19 protein-coding genes, 3 tRNA genes and 2 pseudogenes are annotated in these 22,072 nt (G+C 36.9%); 14 read left to right on the top strand and 10 right to left on the bottom strand.

Going from position 1 to position 22,072, the window contains the following annotated elements; translation table 11 throughout:
• Positions 1-95: 95 nt before the first annotated feature.
• From proS to MZHIL_RS10885, 5 genes and pseudogenes are all read right to left on the bottom strand, one after another.
• A pseudogene (gene proS, locus MZHIL_RS04025) lies at positions 96-1,531 on the bottom strand (proline--tRNA ligase).
• Positions 1,532-1,668: 137 nt separating this feature from the next.
• Positions 1,669-2,295 (bottom strand): ZPR1 zinc finger domain-containing protein, encoded by a 627-nt coding sequence (locus tag MZHIL_RS04030; RefSeq protein WP_013898095.1) that lies wholly within the window; start codon positions 2,293-2,295, stop codon positions 1,669-1,671.
• Positions 2,292-2,672, bottom strand: a complete 381-nt coding sequence (locus tag MZHIL_RS04035; protein ID WP_013898096.1) for a cell division protein SepF — start codon at positions 2,670-2,672, stop codon at positions 2,292-2,294. Before MZHIL_RS04035 ends, MZHIL_RS04030 begins: the two co-directional genes overlap by 4 nt.
• A gap of 159 nt (positions 2,673-2,831) precedes the next feature.
• Positions 2,832-3,098 (bottom strand): PUA domain-containing protein, encoded by a 267-nt coding sequence (locus MZHIL_RS10880; RefSeq protein ID WP_342626847.1) that lies wholly within the window; start codon positions 3,096-3,098, stop codon positions 2,832-2,834.
• 14 nt (positions 3,099-3,112) lie between these two features.
• On the bottom strand, positions 3,113-3,313 hold the full coding sequence (locus MZHIL_RS10885; RefSeq protein WP_342626840.1) for a hypothetical protein: 201 nt from the start codon (positions 3,311-3,313) through the stop codon (positions 3,113-3,115).
• Between the two features lie 199 nt (positions 3,314-3,512).
• On the opposite strand from MZHIL_RS10885, the pseudogene ileS reads away from it, so the two are divergent.
• The 4 genes and pseudogenes from ileS (at position 3,513) to MZHIL_RS04060 (ending at position 9,421) form a co-directional block, all read left to right on the top strand.
• Positions 3,513-6,694, top strand: a pseudogene (gene ileS, locus MZHIL_RS04045) (isoleucine--tRNA ligase).
• Positions 6,695-6,770: 76 nt separating this feature from the next.
• Complete coding sequence (locus MZHIL_RS04050; RefSeq protein ID WP_013898098.1) at positions 6,771-7,412, top strand: 6-hydroxymethylpterin diphosphokinase MptE-like protein; 642 nt, start codon at positions 6,771-6,773, stop codon at positions 7,410-7,412.
• Between the two features lie 68 nt (positions 7,413-7,480).
• Positions 7,481-8,584, top strand: a complete 1,104-nt coding sequence (locus MZHIL_RS04055; RefSeq protein ID WP_013898099.1) for a DUF373 family protein — start codon at positions 7,481-7,483, stop codon at positions 8,582-8,584.
• Positions 8,585-8,617: 33 nt separating this feature from the next.
• Entirely contained in the window at positions 8,618-9,421 is an 804-nt protein-coding gene (locus tag MZHIL_RS04060; protein ID WP_013898100.1) for an MTAP family purine nucleoside phosphorylase, read from the top strand.
• 31 nt (positions 9,422-9,452) lie between these two features.
• Here MZHIL_RS04060 and MZHIL_RS04065 read toward each other — a convergent pair whose 3' ends face one another.
• Entirely contained in the window at positions 9,453-10,223 is a 771-nt protein-coding gene (locus MZHIL_RS04065) for an RAD55 family ATPase (RefSeq protein ID WP_013898101.1), read from the bottom strand.
• Positions 10,224-10,399: 176 nt separating this feature from the next.
• Between MZHIL_RS04065 and MZHIL_RS04070 the strand changes: the two genes are divergently transcribed.
• The 5 genes from MZHIL_RS04070 to MZHIL_RS04090 all read left to right on the top strand — a co-directional run bounded on the left by MZHIL_RS04070 (position 10,400) and on the right by MZHIL_RS04090 (position 14,346).
• Positions 10,400-12,877: a DUF5814 domain-containing protein gene (locus MZHIL_RS04070; protein WP_013898102.1), complete on the top strand. Its 2,478-nt coding sequence runs from the start codon at positions 10,400-10,402 to the stop codon at positions 12,875-12,877.
• 102 nt (positions 12,878-12,979) lie between these two features.
• Entirely contained in the window at positions 12,980-13,354 is a 375-nt protein-coding gene (locus tag MZHIL_RS04075; RefSeq protein ID WP_013898103.1) for a DUF3467 domain-containing protein, read from the top strand.
• 138 nt (positions 13,355-13,492) lie between these two features.
• Complete coding sequence (locus MZHIL_RS04080) at positions 13,493-13,801, top strand: LSM domain-containing protein (protein WP_013898104.1); 309 nt, start codon at positions 13,493-13,495, stop codon at positions 13,799-13,801.
• Between the two features lie 50 nt (positions 13,802-13,851).
• On the top strand, positions 13,852-14,199 hold the full coding sequence (locus tag MZHIL_RS04085) for a helix-turn-helix transcriptional regulator (RefSeq protein WP_013898105.1): 348 nt from the start codon (positions 13,852-13,854) through the stop codon (positions 14,197-14,199).
• Positions 14,200-14,271: 72 nt separating this feature from the next.
• Positions 14,272-14,346 (top strand) — tRNA-Glu (locus MZHIL_RS04090).
• Positions 14,347-14,941: 595 nt separating this feature from the next.
• On the opposite strand, the gene MZHIL_RS04100 is transcribed toward MZHIL_RS04090, so the two are convergent.
• A complete protein-coding gene (locus MZHIL_RS04100) occupies positions 14,942-15,688 on the bottom strand; it encodes a tetratricopeptide repeat protein (RefSeq protein WP_013898107.1) in 747 nt (248 codons plus the stop codon).
• 297 nt (positions 15,689-15,985) lie between these two features.
• On the opposite strand from MZHIL_RS04100, the gene MZHIL_RS04105 reads away from it, so the two are divergent.
• Both MZHIL_RS04105 and MZHIL_RS04110 read left to right on the top strand, forming a co-directional pair.
• Positions 15,986-16,070 (top strand) — tRNA-Leu (locus MZHIL_RS04105).
• Between the two features lie 283 nt (positions 16,071-16,353).
• Positions 16,354-17,781 carry an IS1634 family transposase gene (locus MZHIL_RS04110; RefSeq protein WP_013898108.1) on the top strand — a complete coding sequence of 476 codons (1,428 nt, stop codon included), beginning with the start codon at positions 16,354-16,356 and terminating at the stop codon, positions 17,779-17,781.
• Positions 17,782-18,006: 225 nt separating this feature from the next.
• Here MZHIL_RS04110 and MZHIL_RS04115 read toward each other — a convergent pair whose 3' ends face one another.
• Complete coding sequence (locus MZHIL_RS04115; RefSeq protein WP_013898109.1) at positions 18,007-18,444, bottom strand: FKBP-type peptidyl-prolyl cis-trans isomerase; 438 nt, start codon at positions 18,442-18,444, stop codon at positions 18,007-18,009.
• A gap of 224 nt (positions 18,445-18,668) precedes the next feature.
• Positions 18,669-18,740 (bottom strand) — tRNA-Gly (locus tag MZHIL_RS04120).
• 253 nt (positions 18,741-18,993) lie between these two features.
• Here MZHIL_RS04120 and MZHIL_RS04125 point away from each other — a divergent pair.
• Entirely contained in the window at positions 18,994-19,395 is a 402-nt protein-coding gene (locus tag MZHIL_RS04125) for a hypothetical protein (RefSeq protein WP_157209633.1), read from the top strand.
• A 100-nt stretch (positions 19,396-19,495) separates the two neighbouring features.
• Here MZHIL_RS04125 and tnpA read toward each other — a convergent pair whose 3' ends face one another.
• The gene (gene tnpA / locus MZHIL_RS04130) at positions 19,496-19,891 is read right to left on the bottom strand and encodes an IS200/IS605 family transposase (RefSeq protein WP_013898111.1); all 396 of its coding nucleotides are present in this window, start codon (positions 19,889-19,891) and stop codon (positions 19,496-19,498) included.
• A 54-nt stretch (positions 19,892-19,945) separates the two neighbouring features.
• On the opposite strand from tnpA, the gene tnpB reads away from it, so the two are divergent.
• Together tnpB and MZHIL_RS04140 are read left to right on the top strand one after the other, a co-directional pair.
• Positions 19,946-21,067 (top strand): IS200/IS605 family element RNA-guided endonuclease TnpB, encoded by a 1,122-nt coding sequence (gene tnpB, locus MZHIL_RS04135; protein WP_013898112.1) that lies wholly within the window; start codon positions 19,946-19,948, stop codon positions 21,065-21,067.
• A gap of 296 nt (positions 21,068-21,363) precedes the next feature.
• Positions 21,364-21,915, top strand: coding sequence for a TMEM165/GDT1 family protein (locus MZHIL_RS04140; RefSeq protein WP_013898113.1), 552 nt, complete (start codon positions 21,364-21,366; stop codon positions 21,913-21,915).
• Positions 21,916-22,072: the final 157 nt, after the last annotated feature.

Here is a 22,072-nt window from a genome sequence, read left to right on the forward strand (position 1 = left end):
TGTTGTGTTTATTGGCTATTTTTAATAGTATAACAATATAGCTGTCAATTTTGATAAAATGGCATTGAAATTAATCTAATCATCCAGATATCTTTTCAATATGTTTTTGACATGTAAACAAGGGTTTGGGTTTGTGACCCACATATCGGGCATTTTGCCCCATTGCTGCATTTTGGAGAATGTGGAACTCCAAGGATTCCTGCTCCTGTTTGATCTTCAAGTTCAAGACCACACTTATTGTCTCCACACCATGGTACAATTGCAATGCCTCTGGTTATGTGACTGCAAATATCTTCTATATTTTCACATTTAAAAATATGGTTTTCAAGCTTTTCATTTGCAGTACTGTAAAGGTTCTCATGTATCTCCCTAAGCAAAGATTCAATATCTCTCTCAAGGTTAGATAACTGAATATTTTTCTTTTCACCAGTATCTCTTCTAACTGACATTACGGCTTTTTGTTTAATATCACGGGGCCCGATTTCAATCCTGAGAGGTACACCCTTCATTTCCCATTTATAATATTTAGCCCCTGGTCTTTTGTCACTGTCGTCAATTTGAACCCTCATTCCTACAGATTCCAATCGACTTTTTACATCTTTACAGGTCTGAAGCACTTCTTCCGGATTTTTAAATATAATGGGTATTATTATGACCTGAAGCGGTGCTATCTCAGGAGGTAATATAAGCCCTTTATCGTCGCCATGAATTGAAATAAGTGCAGCTATAGAGCGCTCTGATATTCCATAACATGTCTGATGCGCATAGACCTGTTCTCCATCCAATGCCTCATACTTTATATCAAAGGTCTTTGCAAAATTATCTGCCAGATGATGAGCAGTACCTACCTGAAGGGTCCTGCCATCCGGCATTAAAGCGTCTACTGCGATAGTATAGTCTGCTCCTGGAAATTTGTCCCAGTCTGGTCTTCGGGATGCCAGTACAGGGATTGCAAGTCTTCTGTAGAACTCTTTATACAGTCGGATTGCTTCTTCGGTCTGTTCAGCAGCATCTTCCCAGGTGGCATGGACGGTATGCGCTTCTTTGAATGAAGTGATCTCTCTGAGACGTATAAGGGGTCTGGTATGTTTTGTTTCATATCTGAAAGTATTAACAATCTGGTAAATTTTCATTGGGAGGTCTGCATGTGAACGTACCCATATTCTGTACATTGGATAAATGGCAGTTTCACTTGTAGGACGCAGTGCCAGATTTACTTCAAGCGGGCTGGTTCCCCCGTTTGTGACCCAGTAGACTTCATCTTCAAATCCCTTTATGTGTTCTGCTTCCTTCATGAACTCATTTTCTGGAATCAGCAATGGAAATAGTGCTTCCTGATGTTCTCTGTCAAGCAATTCCCTCATTATATTATAGACCCTTTTTCTGATGGAGAAACCAAAAGGGAACCAGACATAAAGCCCTTTTACGGGGTAGCGTACATCCATTATCTCTGCTACGCTCAGTATCTCATTGTACCATTCACTGAATTTTTTTTTTCAGGAAGAGATTTTTCTTTTTCTGCTTCTCCCATACTGCCACCATTATCTATTTAAAATATGTTCTAATCGTTCTTAATTGAAGCATCATGTACTGTGTGCTTGTTAAATTTTTGATCTGGACCTCTGACGCCCTCTTAAGATAAAGTGCACTGATCATCAATGCTTCATCTTACCTTTTGGAAATAATTTCTGAAGAATTTGCATCATATATAAACATACCTGTACTTAGATGCTTGGACTCTTCTTCACTGAGATGCCTGGAGGTCGCTTTATCTGAAATAATAGCACTATTACCAAGGGGATCATCGATTATCAGTGTAAGTTTTCTTTTTCCCTCAATGGTATCTTCCAGGCACTTTTTTATATGACGGCCTTTTGAAGATTTTGCTTCATCATCTTCAAACCACCTTATTGCACTTTCAACTGCTTCTTTTGCCCTTAACAGTACTCCTTCGACGTTTGTTACATAAGCTTCCGAAGCAGATCCGGGTTCCACATCTATACCCAGTTCAGGTATTCGGATGGTTCCTGAAATTGACCGTACAACCCTTGCATTAAGATCATTGATATTATCAATATTTATTTCATAACGCATTGGTTCTTTTTGAGTTAGGATCATTGTGTCTGCAAATCTAAAACCGCATGTACACCTGGCAGATACATACATTACCTCGCCAAAATAGGGGATGTTGTCTCCTTGCCAGTGTGCAGTAAGCTCCTTTTTGCAGAGAGGACAATTGATCTCTGTATCAAACCCCTCAGATGTATTGCATTTAGAAAGATTTTCAGTGTTCAATATTTTGCACCAACGATCTTTGATCTATCTATTTTGATTCCTGTTGGAGTTACCAGAACCTGATCATCTCTAAGTCCTGCGATATCTCCGTTCACATCTGATACTACTTCTTTCAAATCCTTAAGTGCCCGGTCAAGAAGAAGTTTGTCACCTTTGATGTTGGATATATCAATCATCAAAATATTTCCCTCATATATTTCTTTTTTTAGAGATGGCATATCTCCGAGATTGGTAAGTTCCGCGACCCGTATATAGGTCTCTGCAGGCTCATCATCCATTACTTCTTCGTATTTGCTCAGGTCAAGTTCTGTAAAATCCTCTGAACTGGTTGCATTTTTTGAACTGCTGCCGAATAATTTGTTCATGAAATTGGTCATTATCTGCACCTTTTTATAATTTTTACTGAAATCTCATTCTATATATTTGCCCTTATAAAGCTTATGATCTAATTCTTCAGCATTGTATATTTGCGTAAAGTGGTATTTTTCTATACTTAATACTATTGCTGGCCGGTTGTATTGCGTGATCTTAATGGATCAGGCATTGATGTTCCATAGATCATCACCTACATAGTGAATTGTTTTTATTGCCTTTCCAGACCCTGCTCTCATGGATGACCCTGGTATTAGTGCATATCCAATTGCAAGTGGCTTCCTGTGGGATTCTTCTTTGATAATCACATAATCACCCTCACCTATGTTTTCATCAGCATTAACAATACCAGGGCACATAACATCTGCACCATTTATAATATGTGGGATTGCACCTTTATCAACGATAACCGTGTGTGTATCCAAACCTATTTCAAGTACGCCTCTTACAGTGGGATAGAATTTATTGCCTCTTTTAAAAAAAACGGGCTGTCATCTATAAGAATCAGCTCGGTATCATTGAAGGACGCAGTTTCAAATTTTTGGTCTTTAATACCTTCAATTTTTTCTCCAAATAGAGACCTGAATTCTTCTAGAATTTTATTTTTTGTTGATTTGCGAACCTGCACTCTGGATTTCAGCTTCAAATAACCACCTTTAGACTATATCTAAATCTAATCACTTAGACAATTATGTTACTAACCTCATTAAAGGTTTGCAAGTATATCTTTTTTGGTAACATTTTAGAAACTGATAAATATGATCTGGTTTGCAATAAACAAAAATGATTTAAACAAATTATAGTATTAGGAATACTATTAATTTTATTCATGGAGATTACCGGTAATGATACAAGAGGTCACTGATAAATACGATGCAAATGGGATTGAAGAGAAGGTTCATAAACTGTGGGATGAGAACGATACTTACTCCAAGGTGCGTGAGCACAGAACCGGGGGAAAAAATTATTTTTTGTAGACGGACCTCCCTATACTACCGGAAATATCCATCTTGGAACTGCCTGGAACAAGATTATCAAAGACTCCATTTTGCGCTATTACTCAATGAATAATCGTCATATACTTGACCGTGCAGGATGGGATATGCATGGCCTTCCAATTGAGGTCAAAGTAGAAGGCGTCCTTGGATTCAAATCTAAAAAAGATATTGAATCCTATGGAGTAGGCAATTTCATAGAAAAGTGCAAGGAATTTGCACTAAAGCAGAAAGAGGACATGACCGGACAATTCCTCACACTTGGAACATGGCTTAACTGGAAGGATCCTTATATGACCCTTCGTGATGAATACATTGAGGCTGCATGGTGGACACTAAAACAGGCTCATAAGAATGACCTCCTAGATAGGGGTGAGAGAGTGGTTAATTGGTGTCCAAGATGTGAAACTGCTATAGCGGACTCAGAAGTAGAATACGAGAATAAAACGGATCCTTCTGTTTATATCAAATTCAGTTTAAAAGGGGAAAAGGATACTTATGTTGTTATCTGGACCACAACTCCGTGGACAATTCCTTCAAATATTGCTGTGGCTGTACATCCTTCATTTGAATATTCTAAGGTACTTGCAACCTCTTCTGATGGGAAAAAGGAAGTGCTTATTATTGCATCCCAGCTGGTGGAGGATGTGCTCAGAAAAGGCAGATATGCTGATTATGAAGTAATTGAGACCATGCTTGGTGAAGATCTCATCAGGACTGCCTATAAACACCCCCTTGAAGATATTGTTCCAAAACAGGCTGAATTTGAACATAATATCTATCTGGCAGATTTTGTAACTGCTGAAAACACCGGTTGTGTCCATATAGCTCCAGGACATGGAATTGATGACTTTGATGTGGGTGTCAAGAACAATCTTCCAATATTCTGTCCTGTAGGTCCTGATGGCACCTATACAAAAGAAGCAGGTAAGTATGCAGGTCTCAATGTTAAAGATGCAAATCATTCTATACTGGAAGATCTTGAGGAGCGCAGATCCCTTCTTGCAGAAGAATCTATAACTCACCGATATGGTCACTGCTGGAGATGCAAGACCCCTATAATTTATCTTGCTACTGTACAGTGGTTCCTTAAGATCTCTGAGATCAAGGATGATATGCTCTCTGAGATCAAAAAAGTAGAATGGACTCCCGAATGGGCAGGTTCTGCACGATTCAGGGACTGGATAGAAGGTGCTCGTGACTGGTGCATATCCAGACAGAGATATTGGGGAATACCTATTCCTGTATGGAAATGTAAAAACTGTGATTCCATAGAAGTAATTGGGACCAAAGAAGAGCTTCTATCCAGAGCACAGATTGAAGAAGATGTAGAACTTCATCGTCCTTATGTAGATGAGATAATGATCGACTGTGTTTGTGGAGGCCAGATGAAAAGGGTTGAAGACGTTTTTGATGTCTGGTTTGACTCAGCTGTAGCATCCTGGGCAACCCTGAAGTATCCAAAGGAGCAGGAGGAGTTCAGCAAATGGTGGCCGGCAGACTTTATTACTGAAGGTCATGACCAGACAAGAGGTTGGTTCTATTCCCAGCTTGGAGCAAGTATGGTAGCATTTGGAAGAACTCCTTACAAAAGCGTACTTATGCATGGATTTACACTGGACAAGAATGGTAAAAAGATGTCAAAGAGCCTTGGTAATGTAGTTGAACCCATGGAAGTAATTGAAAAATATGGGGCAGATACATTAAGGTCGTATGTACTTTCTACCAGTGCTCCATGGGAAGACCTTAAATTCAACTGGGAAGGTGTTGCAAATGTTAATAGAATGCTAAACATTTTGTGGAATGTATATCGCTTCCCTCTTCCATATATGGTTCTTGATAACTTTGATCCTTTAGAGACTCCCTTTGAAAATATCCAGGAGCATCTGAGAATGGAAGACAAGTGGGTTCTCTCCAGAATGAACACTGTGATTGCCGAAGTTAATCAAGCTATGGACCAGTATCTACTGCACAGGGCAGTGCGCACAATAAACGAATTTGTGATAGAGGACATATCCAGATGGTATATTCAGCTTATAAGGCCAAGAACATGGACTGAAGCCGATGATCCTGACAAACTGGCAGTTTATCGTGTTCTTTATGATGTGTTTGTTACTTTATCAAAACTGATTGCACCTTTTATGCCACATCTGGCAGAAGAGATGCATCAGAACCTTCAGAAAAATGTATCTCCGGATGCACTTTCTTCAGTCCATATGTGTGACTGGCCCCAGATTGATGAGAGTCTAAAGGATGATGACCTGGAAAATCAAATGAGGATCATAAGATCGATTGTAGAAGCATCATCAAATGCGCGTCAGAAGGCTGGCAGAAAATTGCGCTGGCCGGTTAAACGTATTGTGATCTCTCCTACCAGTGAAGATGTGCAGAAGGCAGTAAATAATCTAAGCAGTGTCCTCATGGATCAGTCCAATGCAAAAGACGTTGAAATAACAGGTGTCAGAGAATCATGGGATGAACTTGGTCTCGAGGCTGTTCCAGAAGCGAGTAATATCGGACCTGTGTTTAAGGGTGAAGCTGGTAAGATTATCACTGGTATAAAATCTGCAGATGCATCAGCAATGAAAGTATCATTTACCCGCCATGGAAACTTTGATCTTCAGTTGCCTGATGGCAATATCGTCACAATCAATGAAAATATGGTGAATTTCCAGGAAACTCTGCCTGAAATGGTTGAAAGTGCCAGGTTCAATGAAGGCACAGTATATGTTGATGCATCGCTGACCCGGGAAATTGAATCCGAAGGCTTTTCAAGAGAAGTGATCAGAAGAGTCCAGGACATGCGAAAAGATATGCAGCTTGCAGTAGATGAGCATATAAAGGTCTTTATCAGGATAGATGATGAGCGGGTATTGGATCTTGTACTTGACCTTGAAGATTTCATTGCAAAAGAAGTGCGTGCAAACCTGCTTGTAATAGGTTCTGACATAGATCCAGAAGGTAATCTTGTGAAGGAATGGGAAGTTGAGGAAGTCCCGATGAATATTGGAGTGTCTCCAGTAACTGAATAATTCATTATTTTCATTAGACTAATGTTAGGTTTGTTTGACAGGTAAGGAAATGCACAGAAATTGGATGTATTATTGAATGGATTTTGATGAATGGAAGCCAATATACTTTCAAATACTGGATGATTTTGGGTTCAGCATTGAACGTGATAGATTGGCTGCCTCTATACTTTCAGGGCTCCTTGAGGAACATAAGGACCGTGCTCTTGGCAGTCCTGAAGAACTGGGGTCTATGATAAAGGACATGGATGTGCTGGTATGTGGCAATGCACCATGCCTGACTGATGACATTAGAACTCATGATGTGGAAAAATATACTGTTATTGCAGCAGATGGGGCTACTGAAAGGCTACTGGATCATGGAATTGTGCCACACATCATTGTAACCGATCTTGATGGTAATGTGCAAAAAGAGATCGATGCCTGCAGAAGGGGAGCTATTGTGGTTATACATGCCCATGGAGATAATATAGAAGCGGTGAAAAGATATTTGTCCAGTTTTTCGAAAATTATTGGTACCATCCAGGCAGAACCACTAAAGAATGTGTATAATTTTGGTGGATTTACAGATGGGGACAGATGTGTTTTTCTGGCACATGAATTCGGTGCACTGAACATAACACTGGCTGGATTTGATTTTGATGATCCTGATGTATCTTTGATGAAGAAAAAGAAATTAAAATGGGCAAAAGAGCTAATAGGAATCATTCTAGATAAATGATTATTAGGTTTCTGAACTTTATCAGAAATTATATATTTTATTTAAAGTAATTAAAAGATGAGGATTTAATGCAGACACTGGTTATATGTATAGACAGGGATAATGATATTGGTGAAAAGGCAGGCATCAAAACTCCTGTGATTGGAAGGGAGAATAACATAGAAGCTGCTGTAAAGCTGGCAACTGTTGATCCTGAAGATTCTGATACCAATACGATATTTGGTGGGATCAAGGTACTTGATGATCTTCGTAAAAGGGGTGTTGATGCTGAAATAGTTTCACTTGCCGGAGATAAAAATGTAGGTGTAATCTCAGATCAGAATATATCTCGCCAGCTTGATGAATTGCTTCTGGAATTTGATGTAAAAAGTTCAATCTTTATTTCAGATGGAGCAGAAGATGAAACACTGGTTCCTATTGTTCAGTCACGTGTGAAAATAGATTCCGTGCAACGTATTGTTGTGATGCAGAGTGCCAATCTTGAGAGCACATATTACATTCTAAAACATGCATTCAGTGACCCCAAGATATCTCAGACATTTTTTGTACCTATAGGCCTTGCTGCTATAATTTATTCATTGTCACTTCTGGCTAATTATCCAGAAGGAGCTATAGTTGGTATTCTGATAGCTGTGGGTATATATATGCTTTATAGAGGATTCATGCTTGATGATAAACTGGCTCTGTTTTTTGATCAGATGAAATCATCAATACATTCTGGAAAAATCACATTTATTACGTATCTCTCTGCTGTTCTGGTTGGGATTATTGCCACCGTACAGGGAGTTGTTAGCGTTTGGGCGTATTATGTTGAGGGTGGTATATGGTATTATGGAACCTTAACACTATTTACCTTATTTATTAATTCATCTGTAATATGGTATGTACTGGCAGGTCTTGTAGCAAATACCGGAAAAGTTATAGATAGATATGTCAATGGACTTCCTGTTAAAAAATCAGTGTCTCATGCCTTTTTTATAACTTCGGTTGGATCATTGCTCTGGGGTGCAAGCATGTACCTGTTATCGATTACACTGGATGGTGAGTTTGTAATAACTCCAGAATCCGGAATTCAGTATTTTGTGTATTCAATAATCCTTGCTTTTATTTTATCTCTTATTGGTATTAAGATATCACTGGATACTATAAGAAAAAACAGGATGTTTGAATGAGAGGAGTAAAACGGTAGCTGAACATAATGTGATATGATGGATATTGAAGAAATTGATGCTATAGATGCAGTTATTATTGGTGGTGTAGGCTTTACGAATTTTAGCGGATCTACAGATATAGCTGAAAATATTCATCTAAGAGAAATTGAGACTCCTTATGGGACAGCAGCAGCTTACCTTTTTCATCTAGATAATAAGTATGTAGCACTCATACCCAGACATTATGGAAAAAAACATATTCCACCTCATAAAATTAACTATCGTGCAAATATATGGGCAGTAAAGGAACTTGGTTGCAAACGTATTATCTCAACTAATTCTGTGGGGAGTATGAAAGACCATAAGCCTGGAAGCTTTGTTATTGTGAACGATTTTATTGACTTTACCAGGAATAGGGCCTGTACATTCTATGAAGAAGAAACTGTACATCTGGATATGACCTATCCTTACTGTGATGAATTGATAAAAGCGATTGAAAAAAGCTGTCAGGATCTGGATATAGAATATACTGAAGGTATATATGTATGCACCGAGGGGCCAAGGTTTGAAACCAGAGCAGAAGTATCAATGTTGAAGCAATTTGGTGATGTTGTGGGCATGACTGGCGTACCCGAAGTAATTCTTGCAAAAGAACTCAATCTTTGTTATGCATCAATATGTACTGTTACAAATTATGCATCTGGTATTGGAGAACACAAACTCACAGTTGACGAGGTTCTGGAATATCTTGATAAAAGCAAACATGAGCTTTACAATATTCTGATACAAACATTATCCCATCTTCCTGAAGAACGTCACTGCAATTGTAAAATGTCGATGGACGGTGCCCATATTTAGTGTAGGGCACATAATATTTTTTTGATACCCCTCAGGCAATATCCCTCGATGTATCGATCTGGATACCTTCACGTATGTTAAACTTGATTATGTCGGTACCCGGGATCATACCCCGGATTTTTGGGATTACAAGTTTACTTGTTATTTTATCAGTGGTGCGTTCAATAGATATATCAAATATAACGTCTGAAGCATGGAGTATATCATTTTCCATGTTTTCGGGGTGACTCCCTTTCAGGCCCAGCAGATAGGTCAGGCAGTTGTTATCTTTGGTAATTTCATAGAGAACGTTTATCAGTTTTCTTATCAAACCCCTGTTGACACTCAGGTTTAAAAAGAATGAAAAATTGTCAATAATAATATTTATCTCTTCATTTGATGAATCCGCAATAATATTTTTCAGGCTGTATTCTACAAACTGAATAATATTTGTGTCGACATACTCATTTCCTATCGTATCTGCCATTTCTCCACCGGGTGTGAAATAGTATTCCTTGTATACATCTATGAAAGTTATATTCTCTGTATCAAAATCGAGGTTTGTTATATCCCGATGAACATGTTCTTTGCGCCGCCCTGTAGTGAAATAATATGTTTTGCGGGCTTGAGTAAATTGATATAGAAAAACCTCTGCCATAGAACAGGGGTCTGCAGAGAAGTATATAAGTGACTTTTCAGGTATTCCGCCTCCGATACTTCTGTCAAGTGCTGAAATTCCTGTGGGCAGCAGTACAAACCTGGGACTATCATCGTAATTTGTTGAAATCCCATTTTGTTGTGATATGTGTTCAAGATAAGTCATAATATCAATTACTTTACAATATCTGGAGATATGTTAATAAAGGTTTGGCTCTTAGCACAGAAATCGGACTAATGTTTTTATAACCAGTGCTTTTGTTCCACTCAAATGGAGTAATCCTTCCAGATCTTAAATATGGGAATATTACTTATATTGTATCATATATTGTAGTCACATAAATGACTTTATGGACACTTTTGACTTCTGATAAATCCAAAATAGTGGTTTTGCCTGTTAAAGATAAGAAAAATCTTCCAATATTTGTAGGAGAACTTACTTTAAGCAATACTAAAGCCGGACCCAGGCCACATAGATTCAGAGTTACCAGAAATGGACAGGGTGAGCTACTTCCGCCAGAAGAACTGCTGAATCTTTTAAAAATTTCTGACCGGATCATGATATCTCAGATATGTGAGGATACAATCAGACTACAGATAGAAAAAATGTTAAAGGATTTCCAGCTAAGTGCAGATATTGTAAATGTCTGCAGATTTTGTTTGCTAAAAAACAAATTTAATTTTGTTAACAAAAAATCGATCAAATACCATAAGGAACTTATCTGCCAGGATTGTGCAAAAGAAGAACTCCATAGGTTTTTAGAAAATTCGAGATGCAACTATGGAGAAGAGACCATCACATATCTGGAAGAGCTGTTATTAAAGACCAGAGATCTGGACCGTACAATGGGTATCCTCAATCCTGATGAACTTGATTCCAGATTCACGCACTTTGACACCATTCAATCAGCAAAACCAGAATCTCAGATTAAGTTCAAAGATTTACCACTATCAAAATCTCTTCGCAACCTATACTCGAGAAAATCTGAAGATCTTCTTCCGGTCCAGTCTTTGGCTGTTGAAATGGGCCTTTTTGATGGGGTAAATCTACTGGTTACATCAGTAACCGCTACAGGAAAAACATTGATAGGTGAAATGGCTGGGGTGGATAATGCATTAAAATCCAGAGGAAAAATGCTGTATCTTGTTCCACTTGTTGCCCTTGCAAATCAGAAATATGACCAGTTTTCAAAAAAATATGCAGAACTGGGTTTAAAAACATCAATACGTGTCGGAAGTACGCGTATAAGATCTTCAAAAAAAGCTAATATGCGAACCACTCTCAAATCTGACCTGATTGTTGGAACCTATGAAGGGATTGATTATCTGCTAAGAAGTGGTAAAGCTGATCTACTAGGACAGATCGGTACTGTTGTTATCGATGAAGTACATATGATTGAGGACCAGGAGAGAGGTCATAGGATAGATGGGCTGATTTCAAGACTAAAATATATATCTCCTGACTCCCAGTTTATTTATTTATCTGCAACTGTTGCAGACCCTGCGCTTCTTGGAAAAAAACTCAACTGTGAAATTGTTGAGTATGAATACCGTCCGGTTCCCATTGAAAGACACCTTGTCTACTGTCAGGAGCATCAAAAAAACAAACTGATGGCAAAGCTTGTAAAAGAGGAATATTCTCAAAGATCTTCAAAAGGACATCTTGGACAGACAATCATATTTACCAATTCAAGAAAGAACTGTCAGAAGATATCAAAAGCTCTTCCAATATCTTCTTCTCCCTACCATGCAGGAATGGTTCAGTATGAGAGAAAAAAGGTCGAAGAGCGCTTTCAAAATGGTAAACTTCCTGTAGTGGTTACTACTGCTGCACTGGCTGCAGGAGTTGATTTTCCTGCATCTCAGGTTATTTTCGAATCTCTTGCAATGGGGATAGAATGGATATCAATTCAGGAGTTTATGCAGATGCTTGGCAGAGCCGGGAGGCCGGATTACCATGACCGGGGCAAGGTTGTTTTACTGGCGACGCCGGAGAAAAGATATTCTTCCAATAAGAGCGAAACTGAAGATGAGGTTGCCATTAAACTTCTTAAAGGTGAGATGCAACATATCGATATTGAGTATGATGAAGAAGGTCAGATGGAGGAAATCCTGGCATCTGCTGCGGTAACGGATTCCAAAAAGGATCTTGCCAAGATTCAGCGTTCAATGGTTGGAGGCTACGAAATAGATTTTCATGTCAGAAAATTAATGAAATATGGCTTTCTGAATCAGAAGGGCGACAGGCTTACAATTACTCGAATTGGAGTGATCGCAGCACAGCATTTTCTATCAGTATCAAAATGTATACTTATAAGAGACGCAGTTCTTGAGGAGCGTGAACCCATTGAGATAGTAACCAATCTGGAATTATTTGATGCTGCCCACTTCAAGTCGGCTGCTCAGATATCTAAAGCCCTTAATATCAATCTTCCATCAAGGGTTTTCCAGGGCGCCTCACTTGATATCATTTTTGAAGGGGAGAGTATTTCCCGCCTTGAAGTAACTTTACAGGATCAGTTATTTGAGTTTGCAACTGACTTTTTTACATGTGGATGTAAGGAATCTCCCTACTGTGGCTGTCCTGAACGTAAATTCTCATGTAAGATTCTTGAACTTCGTGAGGAAGGTCTATCCCCAGGTGCCATAATTGATATTTTTGAAGATATGTATGGTATAACAGCATATACCAGTGATATTTTTGATTATCTGGAACAAGCTGTTCGGAATTTGGATGCAGTGGCTATGATGGCAAAAGCATATTCAAAGCATGATGTTTACGAGAAAGCAAATAGCCTTAGAAGGAGAATTGAAGGATAGCTGTGATGTCAACAATTGTTTCTTGATATTTTAATTGGATGATATCAAAACTTATTAAAATGATGCCATCCTTTATGCAGTTACCTCAGGTGGGGATATAAGATGGATGATAAGGCTGAAAAAAATAAAGGTGCAAAAGATAAAAGAAAGGTCACAATAGAAATTCATAAATCTGAAGATTTCAGACAGATCTATGCAATCGGTGCACTTGGAGGTCACAGTCCATATGATTTCAGGATAAGCTTTTATAACGACTCACCTCAAAGGTTCGGGCCGCAAAATAATACACATGTTATGAAAAGGCAAATTGAAACTGAATTAATACTGTCTCCTCTTGCCGCTCTTGAACTGTCCAGATGGCTCAATCAGCATCTTCAGGAATATGAAAAAAAATTTGGTCCTATCACAAGACCCCGAACAAAAGCACCAGATCCTAAATCGACAGATAACAGTTCAAATATACAGGGATATACCTGAATGGATCTCGTATATCTCATATGATACTGCTTAACAGTTAATGATATATAATATAAATACTCATTATAGTACTCTTAAAATTCAATTAATTACTTATCAAATCTATATATTCAAATAAAATATACTGGCAACAATATATTGATAACGATTGTGCCCTTTTTAGTAAATATAGATACAATTGAAACTGCAACTGAAATGAAAAATAATTTAAGTGAGGATACAACATTGTTCCCGAATAAGAAAGTTCAGAAATTGATTGGTTCAAAGATTCAGGTGGAAATGAAGGGGGACCTTCATATACTTGAAGGAGTCTTAAAGAGCGCTGATGACTACCTCAATCTCCATCTTGTAGATACTGTTGAAATATCCGATGGGGAGAGATTACGATCTCTTGGCTCAGTGGTTCTGCGGGGAAACAATATCATATTGGTCACACCAATTGAATAAAATATGTATATGCAGGGATATATACAAAAAGGTTTATTCGGAAAGTTACTATGGATGCTGAAGAAATCGCATTGAATATTATTCGTAAACACAGGGAAGGTATTTTTCAGAATAAGCTCTGGAAAGAAATGGACATAGATAGTAGAAAATGTTCCCGAATAGTGGCCAAACTGCTGGAAGAGGACCTGATCACTAGAGAATCAGGTGTCTCCAATGGGTCACGTACCTATCTTCTAAAAGCATCTGATGAATCTAAGCCCTCCTGTGATCTACTTCTCGCGGTAGACGAATTTTCACCGTGTGCAGGATGCAGGGATGCATGTCATCCAGAAACATGTCTAAAATTAACAGAATGGATTTCAAGTATTATAAAAAATGAGGGAGATTCTGAAAGCTGACCTTTGCATTTAGAAAAGTATATATATTAAAATTGCATAGTGATGCTGCCTTGATGTAGGCAAATTAAATACGCTCCGGTAGTGTAGTCCGGCCAATCATTCCGGCCTTTCGAGCCGAAGACTCGGGTTCGAATCCCGACCGGAGCATTTTAAAATTATTTCTACTCCTAATTTATTTTTCAAGCATGTTTAGACTTATATTTTTATAAAATTTATTATGTTATTTTCATCCTAAATTGATAATTTGAAGGGTTTTGTACATAACGGCATACAATTAACGGTATTCACAAAAACAACTTAAAACAGAATGATAATTCTAAATTGACTCCGCACATCTAAATTAGGTACAGCTAAAACAAATATTCACAATATTTTAGTTAGAATAATATTATATACTATCAAAAGTAATATAAAGTTTGATAGTAGTACAATCTGGATCAAAACAGAGTTTGAGAACTGATACGCAACTATCATCTCAAACTCTGAATCCAGTTTGTTGCAGACATCAGCGATTTGTGGTATTAACAATTTCAGCACAAATATCAACCAATATAATCAGTGATGTCTGATTGGTTTTTTTCATTAAGATATAGGCGTCTGTGTCTTTGCAACGAGCGAACTCTTGCACGAGTTCGTTTTCTTTTAATTTATCTAGGGATATTTTATCACCTCCTTCATTTTTATTTTTGATAGTTAAAACCCGCCCTAAAATTTCCCGCCTAAACATCTTAACTATCATAATTTAGTCATTGTAAAAACTGGCACGCTCAGCTATTAGCTCTTTAATATCTTCGTTTCCAGGTTCTATCTCTAAAGCCTCATGAAAGCATTCAAGTGCATTATCAAAATCACTCATTTGTTCAAAAAGCATACCTTTTTTAAGGTAAGCCCGTGTATATCGAGGTTTTTTCTGAATAATTTGATCATAGCATTTATGTGCCTTATCAAATTCATAAAGAGAAGATAGATTATCTCCTAACTCTAACCAATCCATTTCAGAGAATTTAATTAAATTATCTAATACATCCATTATTGAATATAATTCTCTGATTATTAGATAATCTAACTTTCCATGCTCGTTTTTTTCAATAAATTGATCGGATATATTGCCTAACCTACCCGCAATTATTGAGCCATTCCAATTTTCTAAAAAAAATATAGTCGCAGTTTTGAGCACGGAGGAAATGGAATCAAAATAAATTTCATCGGTAATGCAATATAATTTATCAAGTTGATAGCGACTTAATGATAAGCTGAAATTAGTATAAGGATCATATTCTGAGTGATTCTTAATCTTATTGTCCCATGAATCTATCATTCTTCGACATATTTCTTTTTCAAAATCATCTTTAAGTTTCCAGTGAACAAAAAATTCACTTAAAGCTTCGGTATAAAAATTATTTATTGATTTGAAATAATTCTCATCTACCAATATAGAGGCTATATTTAAAATTCCTGAGTATGTTCTTATTGATTTTTTGAATCTCAATTATTATCTTACTCCTAATATTTATTATTTTATTTAATTTATAACTTGTATAAAATAGAATTAATTATTAAATCATATATAGTTTTGCATTAAATAGTCCATATGTCTTATTAATAAATAATAAACTGTTAATAAATTAAATAATTGCAATAATATATATTTATCATAAAAGATTAATACTAAAAAATTTATAAATATATGATACTATTGAATTTTTAATTATAAGACAATATTGAAAGTTTTCTTCGTAAGTGTTCGTTATATTAGGTAAAATAAAATAATCATCAGCAAATTTGTGCGAGGGTTGCCCAGCCAGGTCAAAGGCGATAGGTTGAGGGCCTATTCTCGTAGGAGTTCGTGAGTTCGAATCTCACCCCTCGTATCATACTAATGGGTTATAGGTATCTCTAATTTTTTGTACGCAAAAACTTTACACAGTATAAAGTGTTTAAGCAATGAATTATTAATTTCAAATTAGTTTAAAATTGAAAAAATATATTTGAGATGATTACATTTAGTGTAACATGTGTAAAGTTTTTAGGTTGTGTCACTATTTTGCTGTAAATTCTCCTGTACCTCACTTCAGTTAGAGACCCATGTTTAAATCCCAACTTTGACAGTCAAAAGTAATAAAAGTGTTCTTAGCTTTGTTGTATTCGATCAAAATGCAAACAAAACTAAGAACATATGATATTGTTCCCAATGAGAATATATGCTTTCCCATCGGAACTATTCTGACTGTAAATCAACTTTATGATATCCTTGACTTTTCTACTGTTTTTGGCAAACACAAAAAGAACGGTATCGATATCAACAACCTGCTGAAAGCTCTTGTAAGCTACAAGCTTACAGATAATTTCAGCATAAGTAAAGCCCATGAATGGATTAATCGAGATGAAGTTCTTGATATCTTCAATCTTCCTGAATTCAGTGAAAGAACTCTCTACAGGGTTCTTGAAACCCTAGGAAATAATCGTGAAACGATTATTTCTGATATCCAGGACAGACTGTTTACGAGATATGACTTCGAACATACTAATATCAACATGGACTGGTCTAGTCTTGTGTTGTATGGCGATAAATCGCCACTAGGTAAGTATGGCTATAGTCGTGACCACAGGCCAGATAAAAAACAGATTACATTGGGAATAAGTGAACTTGCAGATCCTATTAATGTCCCTATAGGTATCACAGTTGAACAGGGTAACCTGTCGGACCAGACACATTTCAAGAGAACTTATCAGCAAGTTAATAGAAGATTGAAACAAGGATCACTTGTTGTTTTTGATAAAGGAGCTCATAGTGTAGATAATACTGCCATGATAAGGGCAGATGAGATGCATTATTTGACTGCAAGGAAACTCAATAGAAGCGATGATAAGAAAATAGCAACGTTCTGGGAATCTTCTCCTGAACTGATAGATCCAGAAAATGGAATCTATGGTCTTAAGATCGTTAAAACAAGTAGTGTAAACTACTTCTATTTTTCAAAGAAACTTCAGAAAGAACAACTTGATTCAAAAGCAAGAAAAGTTATGAGACAAATAAAGGAAGCAAAGGTAATACAGGAATCTATTGACAAGAACAAAAAAATTCCTAAAAGATTCAGGATCAACAATGTCCTTGTTGATGTGACTTATTCTCTGCAGACAAAACTGATGGAGCTTGATGAACAGGAAGCTACAAAACTTCTTGAAGAACATCTTATTACAGGCAGAGAAGGATTTTTCTGCCTGAAATCAAGCGAGAATTTGACACTAATAGAAGCTCTTCAAACATACAGAAAAAAGGATAGTATCGAGAAAATTATTAATTCGCTGAAAAATGAGATAGAGATTAAACCACTACGAGTATGGACGGATGCTAGCATTTATGGTGCTGTGATCATTGGGTTCATTGCACAACTGTTCATATCGTTGATGCGATATGAGTTCAACGAACTCAAGCACAAGTCAACAAAATTCATCAAAAATAGCCTATTGAATTTGACAGTAACCGTTGATTGCACGAAAAGTCGAGCAAAAAGGTACATTTACGCAAACTTTGATACCATGAACACGCTGATTTTAAGGCAAAAATGGACAAAATCGTAGTACTTAGCATGAAATAATTTGAACTGTCAAATAGCTTTTCCTGACAAAAAAACGAGAATTTTGGGTTGAAAGAGAATACATTATCTTCTCCAAGGAGTCAAAACTGTCAAACTTGGGTTATTATATTATTTTATGTTCTGGCTGTTTATAAAAACAGCCAAAAAATGTATTCAGCTGAAATATTTAATGAAATAAGAATAATGAAAAAAATAAAAAGAGAGAAATTCAGGCTGCGATCTCATTGATCTTGACCTTGAAGTTCAACACTTTTCCTGCAAGTGGATGATTCATATCAAGGGTTACAGATTCATCTGTGATCTCGAGAACTTCTGCAGGAATCTGGGAGCCATCAGGCAGAGCTACCAGTAACATGATACCTGTTTTTAGTTCATGGTCTTCATCTTCAGGAACCTGTTCTCGTGGAATAGCCCTGATCATGTCTTCACGGGGCTCACCATAGGCCTGCTGGGGCTGGAGTTGAAATTCCTTTTCTTCTCCTTCATCCATACCTATTATTTCGTTTTCAAATCCTTCAATAATTTGTCCTGAGCCAACTTCAAATTCAAAGGGTTCACCATGCATCTCTGTGCTATCGAATGTGGTTCCATCATCCAGTTTTACTTCATATTCTATCTTAACTTTATCTCCTTGACTTACAGACAATTTATCATATCCTCTAATTTTAGATTCACAAAAATTCAAAAGTTTGTATAAACCTGTTTTTGCTTTGCCTAAAATCTGTTTCCATCATATATACAATTGTTCCTGCATATAGAAACTGATAAATAATATTTTATTCGCAATAATGGCAAAAGAATACCTCTGTTTACTTACAATAGAGTAAAAATAATAATGTAAAACAAGAATGAAAAACCGTGTAGAATATATACACCAGCCGGGATTCGAACCCGGGTTCGAGCGTTGGCAACGCCCGGTGATAACCACTACACTACTGGTGTTCTTTGATATATAAATTTACATTTCATTATTGGATCTAAACTGCATTCCTGCACTTCAAACCAATCGAGACTACATAGGCAGATGTAGTATATTAGGGTTGCGATTTGAAATCAAAAATCATATTCGATCTATTTTTGCCAGTAGATAACTCTAATATAGCAATTACAACATTACCTTAAAAAGATGTTTGATTATCTTGAATTCAGTTTATGGTTTGTCCTCATCCACATTTTTTCTTATATGCTGGCTGGAGTGGTAGCTTACTATGTAGTTCACAAAGGTCCTTATTTTACCGGTGATGATCCCTTTTTCAACAATTACAGGACCCCTGATACGGCTGATTGGGCTCATGTGAACAGATGGTTAATTCCCGTTCAAATAATTCGTGGATTTTTGTTTTCTATTGTTCTCTATCCCATCCTAGACGTAATTGACGGCCTTGGGGCCTCTATGATATTCCTGTTTATCTTTGGACTCATGTACGTATATACCGAACTGGCAAGTATGGTAGCAGGTCCCTGCAATCTGGAAGGGTGGATATACTTTAAAAGTGAGAAATTTTCCAGAGGTAAATTCTTCTGTTTGAAAATGCACTTTGAAGGAATTTTTTACAGCTTAGTTATTGCGTCACTTGTGTCAATATTTCTCTTTTAAATGTCGAGATCGACCAGGAAATCTTTTGGCTTACCAGATAACTTTTATAATTGTAGCGCAAAACCCCTATGTCTTTAGCATAGGGGATGTAAGCGGTCTATTAACCCTGATTCCGTATGTATTCTAATACCATTTCTTTGCTAACGTTTCCAATGGTGCTACAAAAATATCCATCACTCCATAAAGTGCGTTCATGCCAATAATAATATTTTAAGTGTAATTCTCTTTGTTCCCATAAACGATATGTTGATTCTTGTTTCAATCTTCTGACAATTGATAGGATACTGTATTTCGGTTGACTTTTAATGAGTAAATGGATATGGACTTCGTCTGTTTCCATTTCCACAATCTCAAAATTAGATTTAGCGGCTATATCGTTGAGAGTGTCTTTTAATTCTATTTCGATGTCAATTAAGGCTTTACGTCTGTATTTACAGACAAAAATCACATGATACAATAACAAAAACTTACTATGGTTTTTCTTTTCATACTTCATATACTACACTATTAACACAAACTACAAATAATGTTAACTCTAATATATGTTTGTATGTTAAAAGCCTACAAATACAGAATGTATCCTACAAAAGAGCAGGAAGACCTGTTTTTTAAGCACTTCGGAGCTTGTAGATTCATCTATAATTGGGCTTTAGAACAAAAAATTAAGACCTATGAACAGGACGGTAAATCAATTTCAAGGTTTGACCTGAATAAAGGGATAACTATGTTGAAAAGAGATGGAGAACACGAATGGCTCAAGGATGTTAATTCTCAGTCATTGCAGGGTGCTACCCTCAATCTCGACAACGCCTTTACGAAATTTTTCAGGGAAAAGAAAGGTTTTCCTAAGTTCAAATCAAGGAAAAATCCAGTACAGGCTTATAATGTTCCTCAGAACTACAAGGTAGACTCTGAAAATAATAACATCTACCTTCCGAAAATAGGCAACGTGAAGACTATTCTCCATCGTCCATTAGGTGACGGTGATTTAAGAACAGCTACGGTATCCCGTACATCTACTGGAAGATACTACATTAGTATCCTCGTAGATGATGGTGTGAAAATCCCGGAAAAAGCAGAATTTTCCGTAGATGATACCATAGGAGTAGATGTAGGCATCAAGGATTTTGCCATCACTTCAAACGGTGATAAAATTGATAATCCAAGACACCTTAAAAACTCCATGAAGAGGCTTAAAGTCCTATCAAAACGCCTTTCCCGGAAAAAGAAAGGCTCCAGTAACAGGAACAAAGCCCGTCAACAGGTAGCTAAACTCCATGAGAAAATAGCAAACCAAAGACATGATTTCCAACATAAGGTTTCATCAAAGCTCGTTAGCGAGAACCAAGCCATAGCAGTAGAGACCTTAAATGTATCCGGTATGCTTAAAAATCATTGTCTAGCTCAACACATAGCTGACGCATCGTGGCCTTCATTCATAACACAACTTGAATATAAAGCTGAATGGTACGGAAAGACAATTCTCCGTATCGGAAGATTCGAGCCAAGTACAAAAATCTGTAATGTTTGCGGATACTACAATGGTTCCATAACATTAGCAGATAGAGAATGGCAATGCCCGGACTGTAATACCAATCACGATAGAGACATAAATGCAGCTATCAACATTAAGAAATTCGCTCTCCAAGAGCAGAACTTAATAGGAATATAATCGTCACCGTAGGAACTACGGGAAGAGCCTGTGGACTTGCTTCCGTTGGGAAGGGGATGAAACAGGAAGCCACGGAGTCTTTAGCTCCGGGGTAGTTCACTCCAACTCGTAGGCCATCGTTCCAGTGGAGGCAGAAGGAGTACAAATTATTTTGACCAAGTTGTAATGATCTATCAGGCAAAGGAAGTCAAAATTAAGATGTTAGTATATAGCATCGAAAGGTATAACTTATTGCAATTATTATTCAGCCAAGGATTTCTACAGAGCTATTTAAATCTGAATTAAGGAACTAAATTATGTTACAGGATCTAATCGTACCTCTTATATTGGTCGGTCTTGCAGAACTTGGTGATAAGACTCAGTTAGCTATTTTGGTCCTTTCAACTAAAACTAAAAAATACCTGGCACTTCTTCTGGGAGTTATGGCTGCTTTTTCAATAACTACAGGTTTAGCTATTATTTTAGGTAATTTTATCTCAACAGTAGTTCCAATGGAATATGTGAGCATTAGTGCAGGATTATTGTTTATTCTTTTTGGTTTGTTAATGTTAGTTAGTAAAGAAGACGAAGAAACTAATGTTAACCCAGAATTAAATAATCCATTTCTTACAGGATTTGGATTGATATTAGTTGCAGAAATGGGTGATAAGACACAAATAGCTACAGCTGTGTTTGCGACACAGTATGATCCGTATCTTGTATTTATTGGAGTAATACTAGCTCTATTCATAATGACTATGATAGCGATTTATATTGGTCAATTTATTATGGATCGGATCAGAACAAGTATCATCTCAAAAGCAGCTGGTATACTCTTTATTTTGATTGGTGCGTCATTTTTTATTTAATTTCAGCATTTATGGGACCTGTGTAACTTCCTATCTGAATTATTAGTTTGTTTTTTGATATCATTTATATGTAGTAAAATAAGGCAACGGGTAACCGAAATTAAATCTAAAGCCATCACTGGATGAATAGGGCAATAAAAACACACTACACATCTTA

It is taken from the genome of Methanosalsum zhilinae DSM 4017, assembly GCF_000217995.1.
GTDB classification, from domain to species: domain Archaea; phylum Halobacteriota; class Methanosarcinia; order Methanosarcinales; family Methanosarcinaceae; genus Methanosalsum; species Methanosalsum zhilinae.